Raw genomic sequence first — 19393 nt, 5'->3', positions numbered from 1 at the left:
CGCTTATTCACTCGCCCGTTCAATCACCCGGGCAATCGCATCCGGCTGGCTCACCATGGAGACATGGCTTGCCGCGACCTCCGTGGTGGTGGCATGAAGGTTTTTCGCCATGGCGCGTTCCAGATCGGGGTTTATCATCCGATCGTTTTTGCTCACCACAAACCAGCTCGGTTTATCATGCCAGGCGGCATGCGTGATTTTTTCGCCAAACGCATCGGCCCGAATCGGACCCTGCGTTGCAGCAATGCGTTCCTGCTCAGCCGTTTTGACATCAGGCGCGAAGTCTTCTTTGACCGCTTTGAGGGGGAGATACAAATACCCGTCAGCCGTTTTAGCAATGCCCGCACTCCCCGGCGGGGCAGGGTAGCTCCCCACCAGATCCGCCGTCGACTGACCGGAGTCCGGAGCAAACGCTGCCACGTATACCAGCGATGTCACCCGGGCATCGTTCCCCGCCTCGCTAATCACCGTGCCAGCCCACGAGTGGCCAACCAGCGTAACCTTACCGTGCGTCCGGGCGATGGCGCGCCGGGTCGCGGCAACGTCATCGTGTAGCGAGGTGAGCGGCAGTTGTACGGCAATGACCTCCCTGTGCTGTTCCTGTAGACGGCTAATCACCTTATTCCAGCTGCTGCCATCCGCAAATGCGCCATGCACCAGCACTACGCTTGAATGGTTCTCCGCTAACGCACTGGCAGAAAGAGCCAACAGGCCAGCCGTTAATACAGACAGTGCTTTCATCTTCAGGCTCCTTAAAAGTGATGAACCGGGGCGTGCGGCGGCACGGTGAATTCAACGGTTTTGTGAACGATGGGTTTGTGCGTAGGGTCGGCCAGAATAAGGGTGACCTTGTGCTTGCCAGCTGGCAGGCCCACGAGGATCACCGGCTCACCGCTGGCATCTGCCCAGTGCCAGGGGGCATCGTCGACGATGACGTGGATATGGCCGATACGTGGCGTGACGTTCAGCGCCTCCGGGCCAAAGACTGGCTCAATGCGCAGGTTTTCGGCGCGGTACTGAATAAACACGGCCCCTTTGCTCAGTGGCCCTGCGAGCGGCGGATCGACAATTAGCCTGGCGGGCGGCTGAGGTTTTTCAAGTGGCGCTACGGCTGCCGGGCCATTAACGTCGGCGGCGCTCAGGCCATCTAACGGAGCGGCTATGGCGCTACTGGCGGTGACCAGCGCAATGAAGGGGATTAAATAGCGACGAATCATCTCTGTCTCTCCTCATAATGACGACAGAGACAGAAGACCATTTTGATGTATCAGGTATATGTGCTGCAGGCGGATTTTTGTACCAGTTTGTCAGCATGGCAAGCCGGATACACTGCGATACAGTGTCTTACCTGTTAAGGCGGGCGTCAGCGTTCGGGCGTTTCGACGGTGAGGCTGGATTGCTGGGTCTGAATTTTGTCCTGATGGTGATACCAGGCGCCAATGGAGGAATAAACAAAGCGGCCAAAGAAAAACAGGAAACTGATAAGCAGTATGATGCGGGTCATGCGGGTGTTAAATCGGTGTCGTTTGTGCATACGCGGGGCCTGACTCACGTTGTTTTTCCTGGGTTTACCCGTTTGGGCGATACGGCTATTAAGGCACAGCGGGAAGCAAGGGTCAATTCCGGAATGTGTAAAAAATAGTCAGTTCAGCATTATTTGTTGCTAATCAACTCATTACCCCGGTAAGCAAGCATAAAAATCGTAAGAAACCTTTCTACAAATAATTTTATTTGATTTACATCAACGGTTTCCTGCCGCTGATCACTAAAATCCTTCCTCCATTGTGATGCACAGGTTTTCACAGTGTGACTGACACGTCAGGTTGGATGCCTGTCTTTATTTACCCTCAGGAGAACACAGGGTTTAACCGGGCATCTATGAAAATTATCTCCTTTCTGAAGCACAATAAAGACCGCTGGTGGGCGCTTCCCCTCGTTTTGCCTCCCGTTTTGCTGCCGCTGCTCAGCATGTTTAACACTTATACGCAGCTGAACGAAAGCGTTGTTGTGCTTTACTATTTTCCCCTCTCGTTCTTTCTGGCGATGATGGTGATTTTTGACCTGGCCGCGCTGCCGGGCATCGTTCTGTCCCTGTTTTATCGCTACTATCCCGCCGTCAGCCTGTTTGAAACCTGGGCGAGCGTGCTCCATTTTTTAGTCCCGGTCGTGCTGAGCTGGGGGGGATACCGCGTGTTTGCGCCGAAACGCAACCGGGTTTCCTATGGCAACGTGTATCTGATGGCCCAGCGCCTGTTCTGGCAGGTGTTCTGCCCCTCCACGCTGTTTCTGCTGTTCTTCCAGTTTGCGGTCTATCTCGGGGTGTATGAAAGCCGCCAGAGCATGGCGGGTCTTAACCCGTTGAATATTCGCACGTTGATCAACTATCAGGCGCTTCTGGTGAGTGGGCTGACTGCGGTTCCGTTCAGCTTTTTGCTGATTCGTATCATACGCAATCCGCACTACCTGAGAGGGTACATATCGCAAAGCCGCGCGCAAATTGACGGTAAAGTGACGGTGGCTGAGTTTGTGCTGTGGGCTGCGCTGCTGGGCGGATTACTTTCGCTGCTGTTGATGCCCATGAATGAGAACAGCACCATTTTCAGCACCAACTACACGCTGTCGCTGCTGATGCCGGTGATGCTCTGGGGCGCAATGCGCTTTGGCTATAAGCTGATGTCGGTGATTTGGACCCCGGTCCTGCTGGTGTCGATCCACTATTTCTATCGCTATATCCCTGTAAACCAAGGATATGACATCCAGCTGGCTATTACCTCGTCCAGCTATCTGGTCTCCTCTTTTGTGGTGATTTACATGTCCATGCTGGCCACCCGCCAGCGGGCCATCAATATTCGTTCCCGCAGGCTGGCGCTTCTCGACCCGGTGGTTAACATGCCAAACCTGCGGGCGCTGTCCCGCGCGCTGAGTAAATCGCCCTGGTCCGCGCTCTGTTTATTGCGCATTCCTGAACTGGAGGTACTCGGGCATAACTACGGGGTGCTGCTGCGGATCCAGTACAAACAGCAGCTGGCCGCGTGGATTAACCACGCTCTGCTGCCGGGGGAGTGTGTCTATACGCTGACCGGCTACGATCTGGCGATTCGTATGGGCACCGAATCTCACCAGGAACGCATCGTCGCGCTGGATGAGCGTATCAAACTGTTCCGCTTTATCTGGGATGGTATGCCACTCCAGCCGCAGGTGGGCATAAGCTACTGCTACGTGCGTTCTCCGGTTAATCATCTTTATCTGCTGCTGGGGGAGCTCAGCATCATCGCCAATCTGTCGCTTTCAAGCCATCATCCTGAAAGCCTTCAGCAGCGCGGGGCTATGCACCTGCAGCGTAACCTGAAAGAGAAGGTCGCGATGATGAATCTGCTTCAGCGGGCGCTGGAAGAGGATAAGTTCACCCTGATGGTGCAGCGGGTCAGGGGCTTACGCGGGGATCACTATGATGAAGTGTTGCTGCGGATGTTGGACGAGCAGGGCGAGCTGATCTCTCCCGATCGCTTCCTGCCGGTTGCCCAGGAGTTTGGTCTGTCGTCTCGCGTGGACTTATGGGTGCTGGAGCGGACGCTGCAATTTTTAGCGGATCATCGCGACAGGCTTCCTGCCCAGCGTTTTGCGATCAATCTTGCGCCGTCTACCGCGTGCCGCACGCAGTTCCCTCAGGAAGTGAAGCAGCTTCTGACGAAGTATGGCGTGGAGGCCTGGCAGCTGATCGTCGAGATCACCGAGTGCGGATGTTTCGGAAACGGATCAGAGCAGGCCACGCAGACGCTCAGCCAGCTGCAGGCCATGGGAGTGCGCATTGCGATCGATGATTTCGGCACCGGATATGCCAGCTATGCCCGCCTGAAAAGCGTGGATGCTGATATCCTCAAAATCGACGGCAGTTTTATTCGCAATATCGTCAGCAACAGTCTGGATTATCAGATTGTGGCCTCGATTTGCCATCTGGCGCGCATGAAGAAAATGCTGGTAGTGGCGGAGTACGTCGAGACAGAAGAGATACGTAGCGCGGTTCACGCGCTAGGTATCGATTATGTGCAGGGTTACCTGATTGGTAAGCCGGTTGAGATGGCGTCTTTACTGGACGCTGAGGCGCTGCCCGCAACCGCGTAGGCCGCTATGCTGCGGCCTCGGCGCTCTCTTCTTCAATCTTCAACAGCCAGCCGGTGACCGCTTCCCAGTATTGCTGCTCTTTTTCCAGATCCAGCAGTACCAGCGCGTTCTGGCTAAACCAGCCGTGCGGGAAGCTCAGCGTCCAGTGATGATCGTCCGTTTTCAGCTTTAACGTCGGCGGGGTCGTGGTGGCCTGACGCTGGTTGTTAAGCAACACGCCAAGTCGCAGGAGCTGAATAAGCGGCAGAAACTGCTTTTTCTTGAACAACGTAAAGCGCGGCAGATCGTCGAGTTTGATCGCTTTGCGGTGATAGCGCACCAGCGTCGCCATCATGCTCTGCTGCTCCTGGTTAAAGCCCGGCAAATCGCTGTTTTGCAGAATGTACGCCGAATGACGGTGCATGCCGCTGTGGTTAATGTTCAGCCCCACCTCATGCAGCATGGCAGCCCATTTCAGCAGCGCTTCCAGCTGCGGATGTGCCAGCTTAGGATTCTGCTCGTGCCACTGCTCGTACATCTGAACCGTGGTTTCCAGCACGCGCTTTGCCTGCTCACGGTCGATGTTGTACTGGTTCGCCAGGCTTTGCGCGGTACGGCTACGAATATCCTGATGACGGAAGCGGCCTTCCATTTCATACAGCACGCCCTCACGCAGCGCGCCGTCCGAGAGACGCAGCTCTTTGATCGCCAGCGCATCAAACACGCCGCACAGAATGGCGAGGCCGGGCACGAACACGGCTTGACGATCGTCGGACAGACCCGGCAGGCTTAAGGCGTCAAAGCTTTTATATTTGAGCACCTCTTCGGTCAGCATCACCAGACGTTCAGGGGTGATAAAACCGTCTTTTTCGCCCAGCGCCAGCAGCACCTCATGTGCGGCCTTGATCGAACCCGAGGCGCCCAGCGCCACGTTCCAGCCCTGAATACGGTACTGCCAGGCCAGATTTTCCAGTTTTTGTACCGCAGCCATGCGCGCGCGCTGGAAATTCTCGCGGGTGATGGTTCCGCCCGGGAAGTACATCTGCGCGAAGCTGACGCAGCCCATGCGGCGGCTCTCCACCAGACGCGGCTCGAAGTCTTCACCAATCACCAGTTCCGTGGAACCCCCGCCGATATCAATCACCAGCTTGCGGCCTTTTTCCGGCTGCGTGTGCTCCACGCCCATGAAAATCAGGCGCGCTTCCTCGTTACCGGAGATGATCTCAATCGGATAGGGGATGACCTTTTCCGCACGTTTAAGAAACTCCGGCGCATTCAGCGCCTGGCGTAGGGTATGTGTGCCCACGATGCAGACGCTGGAGGGCGAGAAGCCCTGCAGACGTTCGGCAAACAGCGACAGGCAGTTTAAGCCACGCTCCATGGCCTCTTCGCTCAGCATGCTGTTCGCATCCAGACCGTCGGCCAGGTGCACGCGCTGCTTCAGACGGCCAATGATCTGCATCGCGCCATCCACCTCACGGGCGATGACCATGTGGAAACTGTTAGAACCAAGATCGACCGCAGCGAACTCCTGCGGGCGTGGTGTCTTATCATTTATCGGCATAGGTTAATCGGGTTGCTCGAGTGATTTGATATAGTCGTAAATCGCCAGTTGGGACCGCACTTTACGGCGGTTGCCGCGCGGAACATAGCGGTTACTCAGTTCTTTATCGATATAGCGTGCTTTCACCGTATCGCTAAACAAAATCTCGATGATGTCGAGGATCTGCTGCTTCAGACGTGGGTCAAGCAGCGGGGCCGCAACTTCAATTCGATAATCAATATTGCGCGTCATCCAGTCCGCAGAGGAGAGATACACCTGCTTATCGCCTGCGTTATCGAAAATATAGACCCGATCGTGTTCCAGATAGCGGTCAACGATGCTGATGACGCGAATATTATCGCTGATACCTTCCAGCTCCGGGATCAGAGAACACATGCCGCGGATCAGCAGGTTCACCGGCACGCCTGAACCGGAGGCGGCGTAAAGACGATCCACCAGGCCTTTATCGACCAGGTTGTTGAGCTTCAGCGTAATGCCGGACGACAGCCCTTTCTGCGCGTTGGCGATCTCTTTATCGATCATATCGTACAGCAGGCGGCGCGAGTTCTGCGGTGAAACCAGCAGATAGTCGAAGTTCACCGGACGGTACGGGTTCTCAATAAAGTTGAACACCCGGCGCACCTCGTTGGTGATGCGCGCATCGGCGGTCAGCAGCGAGTAGTCGGTATAAATTCGCGCGGTTTTCTCGTTAAAGTTTCCGGTACCGATGTGAGCATAACGCACCACGTCGTCTCCCTCTTTACGGGAGATAAGGAACAGCTTGGCGTGAATTTTCAGTCCCGGCGCGGAGAAAATTACGTGCACGCCCGCTTCGGTCAGGCGGCGCGCCCAGTGGATATTTGCTTCTTCGTCGAAACGCGCCTGCAGTTCCACCACCACGGTCACTTTCTTGCCGTTGTGCGCGGCGTGGATCATCGCGTCGATGATGCGGGAATCTTTCGCCACGCGGTAGATGTTGATTTTGATCGCCAGCACGTTCGGGTCGAACGACGCCTGACGCAGCAGCTCCAGCACATGCTCGAAGGTGTGGTACGGATAGTACAGCAGCACGTCGCGCTCGCGAATGGCGTCAAACCCGTTGCGGAACTTATCGAACCAGATGTGGCGCAGGCGGGGCAGCGGTTTATTCACCAGATTGGCCTTGCCGACGTTCGGGAAGCCAATAAAGTCTTTAAAGTTGTGATAACGCCCGCCGGGGATAATGGAGTCGTAGCGGGAGATGGTCAGCTTATCGCGCAGCATTTCGACCATCGCGTCCGGCATATCGCGCTGATAGACAAAGCGCACCGGCTCGGCCGTCAGACGCTGCTTCAGGCTTGAAGACATCAGCTCCATCAGGCTGGCTTCCATCTCGTGCACCAGGTCATATTCGGCGTCACGGGTCATCTTCATCGAGTAGGCGTTTAACGCATCGTAATCGAAGAAGCCTTTGAAGATATCATCCAGACAGTAGCGCAGGATGTTGTCCAGCAGGATCATTGGCTTGCGGCGGCGCGGGGTTTCCGGCGGCAGGTTGACAAAGCGCGGCACTTTGTCGGACGGAATTTCCAGCAGCGCGTAGCTGATGTTGTCGCCACGAATGATCTCCACCGCCAGATAGGTGTAATCGTCTTTCAGGAACTGCACCAGATCCGTTTCGCGGTTGATCAGGATCGGGGTGATGTGCTGGCGTAGATAATGTTTGAAATAGTGACGAAGCCAGCTCTGCTGGTTGACGGAAAGCTGGCGTTCGTTGATCAGGAAAATTTGATTGCGGGCCATTTCCAGCAGCAGCTCGTTGTAAAGGCCATCAAATTCCTGATCGGCTTTCATCACGCGAGACTGTATTTTGCCAAGCAGATGGCGCGAGTGCGAGTTTAAACCCTGTTCTTCACTGATGATGATGCGGCGTTTAAGCTCGGCAAAGCGGACTTTATAAAATTCATCCAGGTTATTGGAATAAATACCCAGGAAACGCATACGCTCAATCAGTGGGTTACTTTTATCCGCCGCTTCCTGAAGCACGCGCTCGTTGAAGGCTAACCAACTCAGCTCTTTCTCAATGTATAACTTTTCCTGACCCATTACAGCTCACACTCCAGTTCATTCACAGGACGTGGTAAATCCGTCTCGTCCTTATTATGGCGAGCATTTCCACGATATGTCCAACAGTGCCAGAAAAGTATGACAGTTATTTTTTTTGTTGGGGATTTTAGAGGGTTGGAGAAGGGAGTATCGGGTAATGCACTCTGTAGGTCGGGTAAGCGTAGCGCCACCCGACATAACAAACTACTCTTCTGCCGCATAGCCCTGCGGGGGCAACTTCACGCCGTCCAGCCAGGCGGCGCCGTCGCGCATCACCAGACGCCCGTCGACAAACCAGCTTACCACCAGCGGGTAGATGGCGTGCTCCTGCGTCTGCACGCGTTCGGTCACATCATCTTCGTTATCGCCCTCAAAGACCGGGACCTTCGCCTGCAGGATCACCGGGCCGCCGTCCAGCTCGTCGGTGACGAAGTGCACGGACGTGCCATGCTCCTCATCGCCGTTCTCCAGCACCTGACGGTGGGTGTGTAAACCGGGATATTTCGGCAGCAGGGAAGGGTGAATATTGAGCAGACGCCCGGCGTAGTGCGAAACAAACGCCGGGCTCAGAATGCGCATGTAACCAGCCAGCACCACGACATCTGGCGCGTAGGCGTCAATTTCCTGCACCAGTTCGCGGTCGAAGGCTTCCCGCCCGGAAAACTGGCTGGCTTCCAGCGCATGCGCGGGAATATTCGCTTCCCGCGCCCGCTCAAGGCCGAATGCGTCGGCCTTGTTGCTGAATACTGCCCGAATGGTGCCATTGATTTTCTTCTGTTTGCAGGCATCAATTATCGCCTGCAAATTGCTTCCGTTACCGGAAATGAGCACCACAATGTTTTTCATTCAATGACCACACGCTGTTCGGAATCGGATGCTTTGATAATACCGATTTTCCACGCGTTTTCACCTTTCTCATTCAGCAGCTTAACCGCGTTATCCGCTTCGCTTGCAGGCAGGGCGATAACCATCCCCACGCCACAGTTAAAGGTGCGGTACATTTCATGAGAACTGACGTTGCCTGCGGTCTGTAGCCAGTTAAACACGGACGGCCACTGCCAGGAGGATTCGTCGATCACCGCCTGGGTATTATCCGGCAATACGCGCGGAATGTTTTCCCAGAAACCGCCGCCGGTCAGGTGGGCGATGGCGTGAACGTCTACGTTCTCAATAAGTTCCAGCACGTTTTTCACGTAGATGCGGGTCGGAGCCAGCAGGTGATCGGCCAGCGGTTTGCCGTCAACCTCGGTGGTCAGCGGGTCACAACCGCTCACTTCGAGGATTTTACGCACCAGGGAGTAGCCGTTAGAGTGCGGGCCGCTGGAGGCCAGCGCTACCAGCACATCGCCGTCAGCCACTTTGCTGCCGTCGATAATTTCTGATTTTTCTACCACGCCGACGCAGAAGCCTGCGACGTCATAATCTTCGCCGTGATACATCCCTGGCATTTCGGCGGTTTCGCCACCCACCAGCGCGCAGCCTGACTGCAGGCAGCCTTCGGCAATCCCGTTAATTACGCTGGCTGCGGTGTCCACGTCCAGCTTGCCGGTGGCATAGTAGTCGAGGAAGAACAGCGGCTCTGCGCCCTGTACCACCAGGTCGTTAACGCACATCGCCACCAGATCGATACCGATCGTGTCGTGACGCTTAAGATCCATCGCCAGGCGCAGTTTTGTGCCCACGCCATCCGTACCCGAGACCAGAACAGGTTCACGATATTTTTGCGGCAGCGCGCACAGTGCGCCGAATCCACCCAGTCCACCCATCACTTCAGGGCGGCGGGTTTTTTTCACCACACCTTTGATTCGGTCAACCAGCGCATTACCTGCGTCAATATCAACACCGGCATCTTTGTAGCTGAGAGAAGTTTTGTTGGTCACGGCTCAAGTCCCCACGCGATTGCATAGCTAGTAAGAAAAATCGGCGCAATTCTAACAGTCCAGGCAAACGTTTGCGAGCCTATTCTCGGCGCGAGGATCTTTTTTTCCCTGCGGCCCGCCAGCAGCGTCAAACTTGACTCTGTTCACGAAAATGAAACCGGTTTCGGTTAACTGCTTGCAACCCGTTACCCCTTTGCACATCATCAGAGTGAAACCGGTTTCTGTAATTGTTTTTGCAGAAGATAACGCAGAATGAGGGAAAGAGAATGCCAGGATTTAAAGAAGGTTTTCTGTGGGGTGGTGCCGTGGCGGCACACCAGCTTGAGGGCGGCTGGAAAGAGGGCGGTAAAGGGGTCAGCGTCGCTGACGTCATGACCGCAGGCGCGCACGGTGTCCCGCGTGAAATCACCAACGGCGTCCTGCAGGGGAAGAACTACCCTAACCATGAAGCCATCGATTTCTACCATCGCTATAAAGAAGACATCAAACTCTTTGCCGAGATGGGATTTAAATGCTTCCGTACCTCTATCGCCTGGACGCGCATCTTCCCGAAAGGGGACGAGCTGGAGCCAAACGAGGCGGGCCTGAAATTCTACGACGACCTGTTCGACGAGTGCCTGAAGTACGGTATCGAACCGGTTATCACCCTTTCTCACTTCGAGATGCCTTTCCACCTGGTCACCGAATACGGCGGCTGGCGCAACCGTAAGCTGATCGACTTCTTTGTCCGCTTCGCGAAGGTCGTTTTCGAGCGTTATCAGCATAAAGTGAAGTACTGGATGACCTTTAACGAGATCAACAACCAGGCAAACTTCCACGAGGATTTTGCGCCGTTTACCAACTCCGGGCTGAAGTATGAGCCGGGCGAAGACCGCGAGCCGGTCATGTTCCAGGCCGCCCACTACGAGCTGGTGGCGAGTGCCCTGGCGGTGAAAGCCGGGCGCGAGATTAACCCGTCGCTGCACATTGGCTGCATGATTGCGATGTGCCCGATCTATCCGCTGACCTGCGCGCCGGACGACATGATGATGGCGATGAACGCCATGCATCGTCGTTACTGGTTCACCGATGTGCATGTGCGCGGCGCGTATCCGCAGCACCTGCTCAACTATTTTGCACGTCGTGGCTTCGCGCTGGATATCACTGAGGAAGACAACATCGCACTCAAACAGGGCTGCGTGGATTACATCGGTTTCAGCTATTACATGTCCTTCGCGACCAAGGCGACGGCAGACAACCCACAGCTGGATTACGACGAGAGCAAAAGCCTGGTCTCCAACCCGTACGTGCAGAAATCCGATTGGGGCTGGCAGATTGACCCGGTGGGCCTGCGCTACTCCCTGAACTGGTTCTGGGATCACTATCAGCTGCCGTTGTTTATTGTTGAGAACGGCTTTGGCGCAATCGACGTGCAGGAGAGCGACGGCACGGTAAACGACCAGTACCGCATCGATTATCTGGCCGCGCACATCAGCGAGATGAAAAAAGCGGTGGTGGAAGATGGCGTTGATCTGATGGGCTATACCCCGTGGGGCTGTATCGACCTGGTTTCTGCCGGTACCGGCGAGATGAAAAAACGCTACGGCTTTATCTTTGTTGATAAAGATAATGAAGGGAACGGCACGCTGAACCGCAGTAAGAAAAAATCGTTCGACTGGTATAAGCAGGTGATTGCCAGCAACGGCGATAACCTGTAACAGCCGGGTGGCGCTAACGCTTACCCGACCTACACTACACGTAGGCCCGCGTAAGCGTAGCGCCACCGGGCAGCACCTCGCACTAGAGCCGGAGCTTGCCTCCGGCTTTTTTGTTTTTGATTGATATATGTCAAGCAAGATGGGTATGGCACAATCCGAAAAAAGCGGTATAATCCCGCGATTTTTTTTGCGGATGCCGCCTCAGAGGAGAAAGAGAATGAAGATTGTGGAAGTGAAACACCCGCTCGTTAAACACAAGTTGGGCCTGATGCGTGAGCATGACATCAGCACGAAGCGTTTTCGCGAACTGGCTTCTGAAGTGGGCAGCCTGCTGACCTACGAAGCGACCTCTGACCTGGAAACGGAAAAAGTGACCATCGAAGGCTGGAACGGTCCGGTACAGGTTGAGCAAATCAAAGGCAAAAAAATTACCGTTGTGCCGATCCTGCGTGCCGGTCTGGGCATGATGGAAGGCGTGCTGGAGCACGTCCCAAGCGCGCGTATCAGCGTAGTGGGTGTCTACCGCGATGAAGAGACGCTGGAGCCGGTTCCGTACTTCCAGAAGCTTGTCTCTAACATTGACGAGCGTATGGCGCTGGTGGTTGACCCTATGCTGGCGACCGGCGGTTCCATGATCGCCACCATCGACCTGCTGAAAAAAGCAGGCTGCAGCAGCATTAAGGTGCTGGTACTGGTTGCCGCGCCGGAAGGTATCGCGGCGCTGGAAAAAGCCCACCCGGACGTTGAGCTGTACACCGCCTCAATCGACCAGGGGCTTAACGAGCACGGGTACATCATCCCGGGGCTTGGCGATGCCGGCGACAAAATCTTTGGTACCAAATAATCGAATAACGATAAAAAAGCCGACTTTGATAGTCGGCTTTTTTTTGAATAAAAACACCCACAACACTGTTCAGAGGAAAACACTATGACGCGCCGTACTATCGGGGTGAGTGAAAGACCGCCGCTTTTACAGACTATCCCGCTTAGTTTGCAGCATCTGTTCGCCATGTTTGGCGCAACCGTGCTGGTGCCTATGATTTTTCATATTAACCCGGCCACCGTGCTGCTTTTCAACGGCGTGGGAACGCTGCTGTATCTCTTCATCTGTAAGGGGAAGATCCCGGCGTATCTGGGGTCGAGCTTTGCCTTTATCTCCCCGGTGCTGCTGCTGTTGCCGTTGGGCTATGAGGTGGCGCTCGGCGGTTTTATCATGTGTGGCGTGCTGTTCTGTCTGGTCTCTTTCATCGTCAAGAAAGCCGGTACGGGCTGGCTGGATGTGATGTTCCCGCCTGCGGCGATGGGCGCAATCGTTGCCGTCATCGGCCTTGAGCTGGCGCGAGTGGCGGCAAACATGGCGGGGCTGCTGCCTGCCGACGGCCAGTCACCGAACTCGAAAGCCATTATCATCTCGCTGGTGACGCTGGGCGTTACGGTGTTTGGCTCCGTGTTGTTCCGCGGTTTTCTGGCGATTATCCCGATCCTGATTGGCGTGCTGGCAGGCTACGCGCTCTCCTTCGCCATGGGTATCGTCAATACCGACCTGATTGCTAACGCGCACTGGTTCGCACTGCCTACCTTCTATACCCCACGCTTCGAATGGTTTGCGATTTTGACGATTCTGCCAGCCGCGCTGGTGGTTATCGCGGAACACGTAGGTCACCTGGTGGTCACGGCGAACATCGTGAAGCGCGACCTGATCCGCGACCCGGGTCTGCACCGGTCGATGTTTGCCAACGGTCTTTCGACCATTATCTCCGGTTTCTTCGGCTCAACGCCGAACACCACCTACGGCGAGAATATCGGCGTAATGGCCATCACGCGCGTCTACAGTACGTGGGTTATTGGCGGTGCCGCAATCATTGCGATTCTGCTCTCCTGCGTGGGCAAACTGGCGGCGTCGATTCAGGCCATCCCGGAGCCGGTGATGGGCGGCGTTTCTCTGCTGCTGTACGGGGTGATCGGTGCGTCCGGTATTCGCGTGCTGATTGAATCCAAAGTGGACTACAACAAAGCGCAAAACCTGATCCTCACCTCCGTGATCCTGATTATTGGCGTGAGCGGCGCGACGGTACACATTGGTGCGGCAGAGCTTAAAGGCATGGCGCTGGCGACCATCGTCGGGATTGCCCTGAGCCTGATCTTCAAGCTGATCTCCATCCTGCGCCCGGAAGAAGAAATCCTGGATGCGGATGAGGGCGAGAAAACGTCTCATTGATCGTTAAACCGGGTGGGCGATCCGCCCGGTTCTCTCCTTGCGGGTTACGTGATAAACTCGTTGCCGATTTTATGTGATATCTGGTTGAGGTATTTCTGAACGGACCGGCACAGCTCTCTCTGCCACTCTATCTCCCTGACGACGAAACTTTCGCGAGTTTCTGGCCGGGTGATAACCCCTCTTTACTGGCTGCACTGCAAAACGTGCTGCGTCAGGATCACAGCGGATACATCTATATCTGGTCACGCGAAGGTGCGGGGCGCAGCCATCTGTTGCACGCCGCCTGTGCGGAGCTTTCTGCGCGAGGTGATGCAGTAGGCTATGTGCCGCTGGATAAACGCACCTGGTTTGTGCCTGAAGTGCTGGAGGGAATGGAACATCTCTCGTTAGTCTGCATCGATAATATCGAGTGCGTGGCGGGGGATGAGCCGTGGGAAATGGCGATCTTCAATCTTTATAACCGCATACTCGAGTCGGGCAAAACCCGGCTGCTGATCACCGGCGACAGGCCGCCGCGCCAGCTTAACCTGGGGCTGCCGGATCTGGCATCCCGCCTGGACTGGGGGCAAATCTACAAGCTGCAGCCGCTGTCTGATGAAGATAAACTTCAGGCGCTACAGCTCCGTTCACGGCTGCGCGGCTTTGAGCTGCCGGAAGACGTCGGTCGCTTCCTCCTGAAGCGACTCGATCGTGAGATGCGCACTCTTTTCGATACCCTGGATCAGCTTGATCGCGCCTCTATTACCGCCCAGCGTAAGCTGACCATTCCGTTTGTGAAAGATATTCTCAAGCTTTGAGTTTTTTGCCGGCCCGGTAAGCGCAGCGCCACCGGGTTTAAAGATCCCCCATCAGGTGCTCTACCAGCAGCGGAATCGGTCTTCCCGACGCCACGCTCCGTCCACCCTCACGCCATAACGCCGTTCCGCTGATATCCAGATGCGCCCACGGAATGGTCGGCGGACAGAAGTGGTGCAGCAGCCAGGCCGCCGAGGCGCTGATCGCCGCGTTGTTGGTCGGCGTATTGCAGAGATCGGCTATCGCGCTGTCGGTCTGCTTTTTCAGCCTCGCGTCCAGCGGCAGCGACCAGACTTCGTCTGCGCACCGTTTTCCCGCCTGAGTCAGCGCTTCGCGCAGCAGTTCATCCTGGGTCATCAGCCCGCTCAGTTCATAGCCGAGCGCCTTCACCACCGCGCCCGTTAAGGTCGCCATATCGATGATGTAGCGCGCCTGCGGATGACGCTGGCTGGCCCAGGCAATGGCGTCCGCCAGTACCAGCCGGCCTTCGGCATCGGTGTTGTTGATTTCAACCGTCATGCCGTTACAGGCGCGAGCCACGCTGCCTGGCTGCATAGCGTTCGGCCCGATGGCGTTTTCTGCCAGCGCCAGCACGCCCATCATGCGTACGGGCAGCGCCAGTTCGGCGGCGGTGAGCATCAGGCCGAGCACGTTTGCCGCCCCGCACATGTCATACTTCATGGTGTACATGCCCGCGCCTTCCTTCAGCCACAGGCCACCCGTATCGAATGTAACGCCTTTGCCCACATAGCAGCGCACCGGGCCTTCCGACGCGCCCTCATAGTGGATGGCAAGCAGGCGCGGCGGGCAGGTCGCGCCTTTGCCGACGGCATGCAGCAGCCCCAGACCCTGCTCAACGATCGCGTTTTCATCAAGCACTTCACAGCGCAGCGCGGGGAAGGCGGCGCACAGCCGCTGCGCCTCTTCGACGACAAATTGCGGTGTACAACGATCGGCTGGCATATCCGCCAGCCGCCGGGCGGCGACCATACCGCGGGCAATCGCCTGCTGCTCGCGGAAAATCACCTCCAGCTTTTCCTGCTGTTGCGCCAGACACAGCGCGGTAATATGGCGAACCCGCACCGCCGTGTCGTCCGTTTTCTTCAGGTGCAGGTCGGCAAGCGTGTGCGCCTGGTTAAAGAGAAAACGCAGCACCTGGGCCAGGACAACCTCATCGATATCCGTGACGTCCAGCACCACATCGGCGCTCGCGGGCGAGGCCAGCAGCGGCCTGAGCGCGGTCAGCAAGCCTTCGGTCAGGCTGTCGTGCCAGAGCGCGTCCGGTAAAAGGGTGATGCGGGCAAACGGGGCGCAGCCAAATCGCGTATCCGCAACAGTCTTTTGCGCCTGCATATCGGCTATCAGCGCGGTATCCGGTAGCCACGTGCTGTCGCTTCGGGCAATCAGATGGCTGCGCGGTGTCGCGCTTTCAGGTGTGGTAATAAGATCCCAGGTAATCATCGTTAGTCCTCAATCGGCGCGCGAATGCGCTCGGCGTAGGCCTGCATCCACGCCTCGTCTACGGCCTGATAATGCGTTTTCTCGCGCAGGCGTTCGGTGCGAAATACGGTCAGCGGCTGATGGGCGGTGGCGACTACAAACGAGAAGGTTTTGATGTTGGTCGCCGCGCCGAATTCCCCTTTGTTGTTCATACACACCACCGAAAGATCTCCCACACGGCCAAAGCGCGACATCAGCTTGTCTTCCAGTTCAAACACCACCGAGTCTGCCGCCTGCTGCGGCGTCATGCCCTGCGCCATGCGGCGAACAATTTCGTAGCTGGTGCAGCCTTTCATCAGGTCTTCGCCCACGCCCGTGGCGGTGGCGGCACCGGTTTCGCTGTCGCAGTAAAAACCCGAGCCGATAATGGGGGAGTCGCCCAGGCGGCCGCGCTTTTTCATAAACAGGCCGCTGGTGGAGGTGGCCACGCTCATCGATCCCTGCTTATCGAGGCCGATAATCCCGACGGTGTCGTGCCCGTCGTACGGGCTGAGACCTTTATCCAGCGTTTCACGGCAGCGCTTGCGGTAATGCTGCATCGCGCGGTCCGTGAGCATGGTTTTGTTGCTAAAGCCCTGGCTCAGCGCCCACTCGCGCGCGCCCTGGCCGACCAGCATGCTGTTATAGCGCTGGCGGCTAAGCGCATGAGCCACGCGCACCGGGTTGGCAATATCCACCAGATTGCCCACGGCACCGAAAGCCAGCGTGTCGCCATCCATGTAGGCCGCGTCGAGTTCCACCTCGCCGTTTTCGGTTGGCAGGCCACCGTAACCCACGGATTTATAAAACGGGAAGTCCTCGACGGTGGCGACGGCATCGACCACCGCGTCGGCGACCGGTTTTCCCGCAGCCAGCGCGGACGCAGACTCCGTTACGCCCTCAAGCGCCATGCGCCAGGTTGCAATAATTCCCCACATGCTTTACTCCTGTTTTGCAAGGGTGGTGTCGGTTTGCGTAGCCGTGGTCAGTTCCGCTGCGCGGTACTGTTTATCCACGATTCGCATGAAAGGCAGGTACAGCATGGCACCAATCAGCAGGTTGATGAGCTGCATCACGCTGCCGCTCAGATGACCGGTAACGATAAAACCGCTGATGACCGGGGGCAGGGTCCAGGGGATAAACACCCCGGTGGTGACGGCCACCGCGCCTATTTTCATCGCGACATACTGCACGGTGACCAGCACCAGCGGCACCAGGTTGAACGGGATGAGCATGATCGGGTTCATGATCACCGGCAGGCCAAACAGGATCGGTTCGTTGATGTTGAACACCGAAGCCCCTGCGCCTAAGCGCGCTACTTCACGCATGTTTTTACTGCGGGCGAAAATCAGCATCGCAATCACCAGCGACAGCGTGGCACCCGCGCCGCCCATCCAGATCATGTCAAAAAACTGTTCGGTAATAATGTGCGGCGGCGTTGTCCCTGCCTGAATGGCGGCGATATTGTCGGTCTGGTTCTCCATCCATAGCGGGCGGATGATGCCGTTGATCATCGAACCGGAGTTAATCCCCACCGACCACAGGATCGTGATGCTGAATACCGTCATCAGCGCGCCGAAATAGGAGGTGCCGTAGTGGCGAACCGGCGTGGCAACCACCTCATAGATGAACTGGTGAATGGTGTTGTAGTGTGTGTTTTCGAAGATGATGCGGATAATCAGCACCAGGATCATCACCAGCAGGGCAGGGATCAGCGCGGCGAAAGACTCCTGCACCGCAGGCGGCACGCCGTCCGGCATTTTGATGACCAGCTTTTTGCGCTTCAGCCAGCAGAACAGCTCCGTCCACAGCAGCGAGCCAATCATCGCCACGAACAGCCCTTTACTGCCAATCCACTCCACCGGCATAACGGTGATCCCGCCGTTTTCCGCCACCTTGATAAACGGCGTGAGGATCAGAAATGCCACCAGCGCCAGGATCCCGCAGGAGATGCGATCTTCGCCGTAATGTTCCGCCAGGCGAAACGCCACAAGGAAGCTGATAAACAGCGACATGGTCGAAAACACCGCGTTAAACGGGATCTCGATAATGGCGCTCCAGCTTTCGCCGAAGGCCCGGGACATAAAGTGCTGATAGGCCTGATTCGGAAAGGATGAGATAACCAGCAGGATGGAGCCGACGATGATAAACGGCATAAACGAAACGTAGGCCCCGCGTATGGCACCGAGATGACGCTGCTGTGCCGTTTTGGCTGCCAGCGGCATCAGTTTTGCTTCAAGAAATCCCAGAACATTGTTCATTGTGAACTCCGTACAAGATTGAGTGGCGTTGTTTATGTTATGTCTGGTGATTATCAGTGAATCGCGGCGAGCGAAAGGTGAAATCGGTCACAAAGCATTCGCTGACGCACTATAAATCTCACAAGATTAGTTTCATGGAATGTTGCGATGGAAATTAAACTGCACGCCAATGCCACGACCACACCACGGGTTCGCCGCTACCTCCAGCAGTCGACGAAAAGCGACAGAGAGCTGGCGCAGGAGCTGGGAATTTCGGTTACCACCGTCAGGCGCTGGCGCAATCGCGAGCAGGTTGCCGATAACCATACAACGCCAAAAGTGGTACACAAAGCATTGAGACAGGAACAGGTTGCGCTGGTGAATGTGCTGCGCGATGCCACCAGTGCACCGCTCGATGAGCTACTGCTGCTGGTGAATGAGGGGCTGGGGATTGCGGTTTCGCGGGCGACGTTAAACCGCTACCTCGGGTCTGCCAGACAAAAGGGCGCGGCGCTGCAGGGCAAAAAGGCCCTGAAGGCAGGCATCTTGCCGGATAAGCTTATGCTTTATCATCAGCCGCTGTCGCTGCATATGGACGATGGCGGTGAGCAGCATCTGCTGTGGGCGCGCGAACCGGTGAGCGGCTGGTGCCATGCCCGGCTCTATGCGGGACTGTCGCCCCAACTGCTCGCTCACTGGACGCAGGCGCTGCTGGCAGCATGTCCGGCCGATATCCAATCTGTTGAGACTTTTGGTTTTGACGTATCGCTGCCCGGGCAGGAGGTTACCGTAAAAGCGCATGCGCAAACACGCAGTGCCGTTCAGGTTACGGTGCCGTTACGTGAGATTATTCCACGCGTGAGCGTCGAGCCAGCCGGAGAGTTACTCATTCAGCTGTGCGCGTTTTACAACCAGGGGAAAGCGCAGAAAAGGCTGGGGGACTGCACGCCGCAGGTGTTTCTTGAAGCGCTGCGGCGTAAGGATTAGAGGATCTCAAGCACCTGTTCCGGCGGGCGTCCGATACGCGCCTTGCCGTTTGCCACGACGATAGGGCGTTCGATCAGCTTCGGATTGTCCACCATCGCCTGGACAAGCTCATCTTCAGAGAGACGGGTGTTATCCAGACCGAGTGATTTATACAGATCGTCTTTCTGACGCATCAGTTCGCGCGCGCTGCCCATATCCAGCATGCGCAGCAGCTGGCGGATCGTCTGCGCGTCCGGCGGTGTATCCAGATACAATACGATCTCCGGGTCAACGCCGTTAGACTTCAGCAGGCTGAGAGTATCGCGGCTCTTGGAGCAGCGGGGATTGTGGTAGATTTTTACCGCGTCTGTCATAACGTGCATTCTCCT

General features: G+C 56.5%; 17 protein-coding genes. 6 read left to right on the top strand and 11 right to left on the bottom strand.

Features of this window, described 5'->3' with window-relative positions:
• Nucleotides 1-3: 3 nt before the first annotated feature.
• The 3 genes from QLG21_RS15855 to QLG21_RS15845 form a co-directional block, all read right to left on the bottom strand.
• Nucleotides 4-741 carry an alpha/beta hydrolase gene (locus QLG21_RS15855; protein ID WP_137849490.1) on the bottom strand — a complete coding sequence of 246 codons (738 nt, stop codon included), beginning with the start codon at nucleotides 739-741 and terminating at the stop codon, nucleotides 4-6.
• Between the two features lie 11 nt (nucleotides 742-752).
• Nucleotides 753-1217: a DUF6130 family protein gene (locus QLG21_RS15850; RefSeq protein ID WP_137849489.1), complete on the bottom strand. Its 465-nt coding sequence runs from the start codon at nucleotides 1215-1217 to the stop codon at nucleotides 753-755.
• Between the two features lie 146 nt (nucleotides 1218-1363).
• Entirely contained in the window at nucleotides 1364-1552 is a 189-nt protein-coding gene (locus QLG21_RS15845; RefSeq protein WP_137849488.1) for a YfgG family protein, read from the bottom strand.
• 326 nt (nucleotides 1553-1878) lie between these two features.
• Here QLG21_RS15845 and QLG21_RS15840 point away from each other — a divergent pair, with 326 nt between their 5' ends.
• Entirely contained in the window at nucleotides 1879-4122 is a 2244-nt protein-coding gene (locus tag QLG21_RS15840; RefSeq protein ID WP_282484775.1) for an EAL domain-containing protein, read from the top strand.
• 4 nt (nucleotides 4123-4126) lie between these two features.
• Here the strand turns inward: QLG21_RS15840 and ppx are convergent, their stop codons facing one another.
• The 4 genes from ppx to purM form a co-directional block, all read right to left on the bottom strand.
• On the bottom strand, nucleotides 4127-5665 hold the full coding sequence (gene ppx / locus QLG21_RS15835) for an exopolyphosphatase (RefSeq protein ID WP_088207956.1): 1539 nt from the start codon (nucleotides 5663-5665) through the stop codon (nucleotides 4127-4129).
• Between the two features lie 3 nt (nucleotides 5666-5668).
• Nucleotides 5669-7729: a polyphosphate kinase 1 gene (gene ppk1, locus QLG21_RS15830; RefSeq protein ID WP_102890388.1), complete on the bottom strand. Its 2061-nt coding sequence runs from the start codon at nucleotides 7727-7729 to the stop codon at nucleotides 5669-5671.
• A 204-nt stretch (nucleotides 7730-7933) separates the two neighbouring features.
• Nucleotides 7934-8575 (bottom strand): phosphoribosylglycinamide formyltransferase, encoded by a 642-nt coding sequence (gene purN, locus QLG21_RS15825; protein ID WP_006176647.1) that lies wholly within the window; start codon nucleotides 8573-8575, stop codon nucleotides 7934-7936.
• Complete coding sequence (gene purM / locus QLG21_RS15820) at nucleotides 8572-9609, bottom strand: phosphoribosylformylglycinamidine cyclo-ligase (RefSeq protein WP_006176646.1); 1038 nt, start codon at nucleotides 9607-9609, stop codon at nucleotides 8572-8574. The genes purN and purM overlap by 4 nt, the downstream gene beginning before the upstream one ends.
• Nucleotides 9610-9875: 266 nt before the next feature.
• Between purM and QLG21_RS15815 the strand changes: the two genes are divergently transcribed.
• The 4 genes from QLG21_RS15815 (at nucleotide 9876) to QLG21_RS15800 (ending at nucleotide 14321) form a co-directional block, all read left to right on the top strand.
• Entirely contained in the window at nucleotides 9876-11306 is a 1431-nt protein-coding gene (locus QLG21_RS15815) for a 6-phospho-beta-glucosidase (protein WP_042320399.1), read from the top strand.
• Nucleotides 11307-11523: 217 nt separating this feature from the next.
• On the top strand, nucleotides 11524-12150 hold the full coding sequence (gene upp / locus QLG21_RS15810; RefSeq protein ID WP_006176643.1) for a uracil phosphoribosyltransferase: 627 nt from the start codon (nucleotides 11524-11526) through the stop codon (nucleotides 12148-12150).
• An 84-nt stretch (nucleotides 12151-12234) separates the two neighbouring features.
• Nucleotides 12235-13524, top strand: a complete 1290-nt coding sequence (gene uraA / locus QLG21_RS15805) for a uracil permease (protein ID WP_282484774.1) — start codon at nucleotides 12235-12237, stop codon at nucleotides 13522-13524.
• 95 nt (nucleotides 13525-13619) lie between these two features.
• Entirely contained in the window at nucleotides 13620-14321 is a 702-nt protein-coding gene (locus tag QLG21_RS15800) for a DnaA inactivator Hda (RefSeq protein WP_212743972.1), read from the top strand.
• A gap of 37 nt (nucleotides 14322-14358) precedes the next feature.
• Here QLG21_RS15800 and QLG21_RS15795 read toward each other — a convergent pair whose 3' ends face one another.
• From QLG21_RS15795 to celB, 3 genes are read right to left on the bottom strand one after another with little or no spacing between them, the layout of a single operon-like run.
• Nucleotides 14359-15780, bottom strand: coding sequence for a leucyl aminopeptidase family protein (locus QLG21_RS15795; RefSeq protein ID WP_282484773.1), 1422 nt, complete (start codon nucleotides 15778-15780; stop codon nucleotides 14359-14361).
• A gap of 2 nt (nucleotides 15781-15782) precedes the next feature.
• The gene (locus tag QLG21_RS15790; RefSeq protein WP_282484772.1) at nucleotides 15783-16736 is read right to left on the bottom strand and encodes a N(4)-(beta-N-acetylglucosaminyl)-L-asparaginase; all 954 of its coding nucleotides are present in this window, start codon (nucleotides 16734-16736) and stop codon (nucleotides 15783-15785) included.
• Nucleotides 16737-16739: 3 nt separating this feature from the next.
• Complete coding sequence (gene celB, locus QLG21_RS15785; protein ID WP_137272254.1) at nucleotides 16740-18059, bottom strand: PTS cellobiose transporter subunit IIC; 1320 nt, start codon at nucleotides 18057-18059, stop codon at nucleotides 16740-16742.
• 147 nt (nucleotides 18060-18206) lie between these two features.
• Here celB and QLG21_RS15780 point away from each other — a divergent pair, with 147 nt between their 5' ends.
• Nucleotides 18207-19025 carry an XRE family transcriptional regulator gene (locus QLG21_RS15780; RefSeq protein WP_282484771.1) on the top strand — a complete coding sequence of 273 codons (819 nt, stop codon included), beginning with the start codon at nucleotides 18207-18209 and terminating at the stop codon, nucleotides 19023-19025.
• On the opposite strand, the gene arsC is transcribed toward QLG21_RS15780, so the two are convergent.
• Nucleotides 19022-19378, bottom strand: a complete 357-nt coding sequence (gene arsC, locus QLG21_RS15775) for an arsenate reductase (glutaredoxin) (RefSeq protein WP_042320392.1) — start codon at nucleotides 19376-19378, stop codon at nucleotides 19022-19024. The two genes, QLG21_RS15780 and arsC, sit on opposite strands and share 4 nt — an antisense overlap.
• Nucleotides 19379-19393: the final 15 nt, after the last annotated feature.

The sequence above is a fragment of the Enterobacter sp. V87_3 genome, from assembly GCF_029967835.1.
Lineage (GTDB): Bacteria > Pseudomonadota > Gammaproteobacteria > Enterobacterales > Enterobacteriaceae > Enterobacter > Enterobacter cancerogenus.
This window is presented reverse-complemented; position numbering and strand designations above follow the sequence as displayed.

Bases quoted from the DNA above. Each gene is read 5' to 3' on its own strand.
- uraA (WP_282484774.1), top strand. From the start codon at position 12,235: ATGACGCGCCGTACTATCGGGGTGAGTGAAAGACCGCCGCTTTTACAG.
- QLG21_RS15815 (WP_042320399.1), top strand. From the start codon at position 9,876: ATGCCAGGATTTAAAGAAGGTTTTCTGTGGGGTGGTGCCGTGGCGGCA.
- QLG21_RS15790 (WP_282484772.1), bottom strand. From the start codon at position 16,736: ATGTGGGGAATTATTGCAACCTGGCGCATGGCGCTTGAGGGCGTAACG.
- ppk1 (WP_102890388.1), bottom strand. From the start codon at position 7,729: ATGGGTCAGGAAAAGTTATACATTGAGAAAGAGCTGAGTTGGTTAGCC.
- purN (WP_006176647.1), bottom strand. From the start codon at position 8,575: ATGAAAAACATTGTGGTGCTCATTTCCGGTAACGGAAGCAATTTGCAG.
- celB (WP_137272254.1), bottom strand. From the start codon at position 18,059: ATGAACAATGTTCTGGGATTTCTTGAAGCAAAACTGATGCCGCTGGCA.
- QLG21_RS15855 (WP_137849490.1), bottom strand. From the start codon at position 741: ATGAAAGCACTGTCTGTATTAACGGCTGGCCTGTTGGCTCTTTCTGCC.
- QLG21_RS15780 (WP_282484771.1), top strand. From the start codon at position 18,207: ATGGAAATTAAACTGCACGCCAATGCCACGACCACACCACGGGTTCGC.
- upp (WP_006176643.1), top strand. From the start codon at position 11,524: ATGAAGATTGTGGAAGTGAAACACCCGCTCGTTAAACACAAGTTGGGC.
- ppx (WP_088207956.1), bottom strand. From the start codon at position 5,665: ATGCCGATAAATGATAAGACACCACGCCCGCAGGAGTTCGCTGCGGTC.
- QLG21_RS15840 (WP_282484775.1), top strand. From the start codon at position 1,879: ATGAAAATTATCTCCTTTCTGAAGCACAATAAAGACCGCTGGTGGGCG.
- QLG21_RS15795 (WP_282484773.1), bottom strand. From the start codon at position 15,780: ATGATTACCTGGGATCTTATTACCACACCTGAAAGCGCGACACCGCGC.
- QLG21_RS15850 (WP_137849489.1), bottom strand. From the start codon at position 1,217: ATGATTCGTCGCTATTTAATCCCCTTCATTGCGCTGGTCACCGCCAGT.
- arsC (WP_042320392.1), bottom strand. From the start codon at position 19,378: ATGACAGACGCGGTAAAAATCTACCACAATCCCCGCTGCTCCAAGAGC.